The organism is Spirillospora sp. NPDC049652 (genome assembly GCF_040675125.1).
Lineage (GTDB): Bacteria > Actinomycetota > Actinomycetes > Streptosporangiales > Streptosporangiaceae > Spirillospora.
Genome location: NZ_JBFAOF010000785.1, coordinates 1 through 3,504, shown reverse-complemented (window position 1 = coordinate 3,504; position 3,504 = coordinate 1). Strand labels below are relative to the sequence as shown.

Here is a 3,504-nt window from a genome sequence, read left to right as displayed (position 1 = left end):
GGCGGCCGCGTCCGGTGGTGCTGTTCGACCGCGACGACACGCTGATCCGCGACGTCCCGTACAACGGGGACCCCGACAAGGTGGAACCCGTCCCCGGGGCGCGCGCCGCGCTCGACCGGCTGCGCCGCGAGGGTCTGGCGGTGGGCGTGGTCACCAACCAGTCCGGCGTGGCGCGCGGCACGCTCACCGAGCACGACGTGCTGCGCGTCAACCGGCGGGTGGAAGACCTGCTCGGCCGGTTCGACGTCTGGGAGGTCTGCCCGCACGGCGAGGACGACGGCTGCCGCTGCCGCAAGCCCGCGCCCGGCATGGTCGAGCGCGCCGCGCGGCGGCTCGGGGTCGCGCCGTCGGACTGCGTGCTGATCGGCGACATCGGCGCGGACGTGGCGGCGGCGCGGGCGGCCGGGGCGCGCGGGGTGCTGGTGCCCACCGGCCGCACCCGGCCCGAGGAGATCGACGCCGCGCCCGAGGTCGCGCCGGACCTCAGCGCGGCCGTGGACCTGGTGCTGCGGGGCGGGTGGGCGCGGTGAAGGTCCTCGTCGCCCGCCAGGACAGCCTGGGGGACGTGCTGCTCGCGGGGCCGGCCCTGCGCGCCGTGGCCGCGCGCGCCGACGAGACCGTCCTGCTGTGCGGGCCGCGCGGCCGGGCCGCCGCCGACCTGCTGCCCGGCCCGGACCGGGTGATCGAGTGGTGCGCGCCGTGGATCGACCCGGACCGGGTGCCGGTGGAGCCCGCGGAGATCTCCGCCATCACCGAGCGGCTGCGCGGGTTCGACCGGGCGCTGATCCTGACGTCCTTCCACCAGTCGCCGCTGCCGCTCGCGCTGCTGCTGCGGCTCGCCGGGACGCCCTGGATCGGCGGCATCAGCGAGGACTACCCGGGTTCGCTGCTGGACCTGCGGCACCGCCCGGACGCCGACGTCCCGGAGGCCGCCCGGATGACCGCGCTCGCGACCGAGGCGGGATTCCCGCCGGTCGACGACGGGCGGCTGCGCGTCCGCGGGCCGCTGCCCGACATGTCGGCGCTGACCTGCGGCCCGGGGTACGTGGTCGTCCATCCGGGCACCTCGGTGCCGGCGCGGGCCTGGCCGCCCCACCGGCACGCCGAGGCCGTCCGGCTGCTGGCCGAGTCCGGGCGCCGCGTCGTCGTCACCGGCGACCGCGGCGAGAAGGCCCTGACCGCCGAGGTCGCCGGGGACCACGCGCTCGACATCGGCGGGCGGACCGGCTTCGCCGAGCTGGCCGCCGTGCTGGCGGGCGCGGACGCCGTGGTGGTGGGCAACACCGGCCCCGCGCACCTGGCCGCCGCCGTGGGGACGCCGATCGTGTCGCTGTTCGCGCCGACCGTCCCGGCCGCGCGCTGGGCGCCGTACGCGGTCCGGACCGTGCTGCTCGGCGACCAGAGCGCGCCGTGCCGGGACACCCGCGCGACGGTCTGCCCGGTCCCCGGCCATCCCTGCCTGGCCTCGGTCGAGGCGTCCGAGGTGCTGCGCGCGGTGGAGGAGGTGGCTCGATGAGAGTGCTGATGTGGCACGTCCACGGGTCGTGGGCCACGTCGTTCGTGCACGGGCCGTGGACCACGCTGGTCCCGGTCACGCCGGACCGCGGCCCCGACGGGCTCGGCCGCGCCGAGACGTTCGACTGGCCCGACCGGGCCGTGGAGGTCCCGCACGACGCGCTGCGCGGCGAGGACGTGGACGTGGTCGTCCTGCAGCGGCCGCACGAGCTGGCCCTGTGCGAGCGCTGGCTCGGCCGCAGGCCGGGGCGCGACCTCCCGGCCGTCTACGTCGAGCACGACACGCCCGGCACGACGGCCGCCGCTCCGGACGTCCCGGGGCGGCTCGTCCCGGACCTCACCCACTTCCTGCACGACCGCGACGACATCCCGGTCGTCCACGTCGCCCACTTCAACGAGCTCTTCTGGGACTGCGGACGCGCCCCGACCACGGTCGTCGAGCACGGCGTGGTCGACCCGGGCTACCGGTTCACCGGTGAGATGCCGCGCGCCGGGGTCATCGTCAACGACCCGCTCACCCGCGGCCGGACCACCGGCACCGACCTGCTGCGCGGCCTGTCGGCCGCGGTCCCGATCGACCTGTTCGGGATGCGGGTCGCGGACGCCCCGCGCGCCCTCGGCGTCCGGCCCGAGCGGCTCTGGACCTTCGAGGACCTGCCGCAGGAGCGGATGCACTCCGAACTCGCCCGCCGCCGGGTCTACGTCCACCCGTACCGGTGGACCTCGCTGGGCCTGTCGCTGATCGAGGCGATGCAGCTCGGCCTGCCGGTGGTGGCGCTCGCCACCACCGAGGCGGTCGAGGCCGTCCCGCCCGGGACGGGAGTCCTCTCCACCCGCGTGGACGTCCTGGCGCGCGCCGCCCGGCGCCTCGCCGGGGATCCCGAACGGGCCCGCCGGATGGGGCGGCGGGCCCGCGCGGCCGCCGTGCGGCGGTACGGCCTGCCCCGCTTCCTGCGGGACTGGCGGCAACTACTGGAAGAGGTGACCCGATGAAGATCGCGATGGTGTCGGAGCACGCCAACCCGCTCGCCGCGCGCGGCGGGCTCGGCGGGGCGGACGCCGGCGGGCAGAACGTGTTCGTGGCCGCGCTGGCCGAGGAGATGGGGGCCCAGGGCCACCACGTGACGGTCTACACGCGGCGCGACTCGACCGGCCCGCCCGACCGGGTGCGGCTCGCGCCGGGCGTCACCGTCGAGCACGTGCCCGCCGGGCCGCCCTCGGACGTGCCCAAGGACGACCTGCTCCAGTGGATGCCCGACTTCGGCCGGTACCTGGAGCGGCGCTGGCGGGCGGACCCGCCGGACGTCGTGCACGCCCACTTCTGGATGAGCGGCCTGGCGGCGTTGCAGGCGACCCGCGGGGAGTCCTCGCCGCGGGTCCCGGTGGTGCTGACCTACCACGCGCTCGGGTCGGTGAAGCGCCGCCACCAGGGCGGCAAGGACACCAGCCCGGACGAGCGCGTCGACATCGAGCGGGAGATCGGGCGCGCGGCGGACGCCGTGGTCGCGACGGCCACCGGCGAGACCGGCGAGCTCGCCGCGATGGGCGTGCCCGCCGACCGCGTCGAGGTCGTGCCGTGCGGGGTGGACCTGCGGGCCTGCACCCCCTACGGCCCGGCCGACCGCAAGGGCGCGCCGTTCCGGATCGCGGTGCTGTCGCGGATGGTCGAGCGCAAGGGCATCGACACCGCGATCCGCTCGCTCGCCCACGTCCCCGACGCCGAGCTGGTCGTGGCGGGCGGCCCGCCCGCGGGCGCCCTCGGCGGCGACCCGGAGGCGCGGCGGCTGGCCGCCGTCGCCGAGGAGGCGGGCGTGAGCGACCGGGTGCGGCTGGTCGGCCGGCGGTCCCGGGACGCGGTCCCGGCGCTGCTGCGGTCGTCAGACCTGGTGGTGACGCTGCCCTGGTACGAGCCGTTCGGGATGGTGCCGCTGGAGGCCATGGGGTGCGCCGTGCCGGTCGTCGCGACCGGCGTCGGCGGCCACCTGGACA

General features: G+C 77.3%; 4 protein-coding genes. All 4 read left to right on the top strand.

Going from position 1 to position 3,504, the window contains the following annotated elements; genetic code table 11:
• Positions 1-530: D-glycero-alpha-D-manno-heptose-1,7-bisphosphate 7-phosphatase (locus tag AB0J52_RS32530; protein ID WP_500186670.1), on the top strand; the 530-nt coding region annotated here is incomplete at its 5' end.
• Positions 518-1,516 carry a glycosyltransferase family 9 protein gene (locus tag AB0J52_RS32525; RefSeq protein WP_500186669.1) on the top strand — a complete coding sequence of 333 codons (999 nt, stop codon included), beginning with the start codon at positions 518-520 and terminating at the stop codon, positions 1,514-1,516. The genes AB0J52_RS32530 and AB0J52_RS32525, both read left to right, overlap by 13 nt.
• Entirely contained in the window at positions 1,513-2,508 is a 996-nt protein-coding gene (locus tag AB0J52_RS32520) for a glycosyltransferase (protein ID WP_500186668.1), read from the top strand. Before AB0J52_RS32525 ends, AB0J52_RS32520 begins: the two co-directional genes overlap by 4 nt.
• The coding region (locus AB0J52_RS32515) for a glycosyltransferase (RefSeq protein WP_500186666.1) at positions 2,505-3,504 on the top strand (1,000 nt) is incomplete at its 3' end. The genes AB0J52_RS32520 and AB0J52_RS32515, both read left to right, overlap by 4 nt.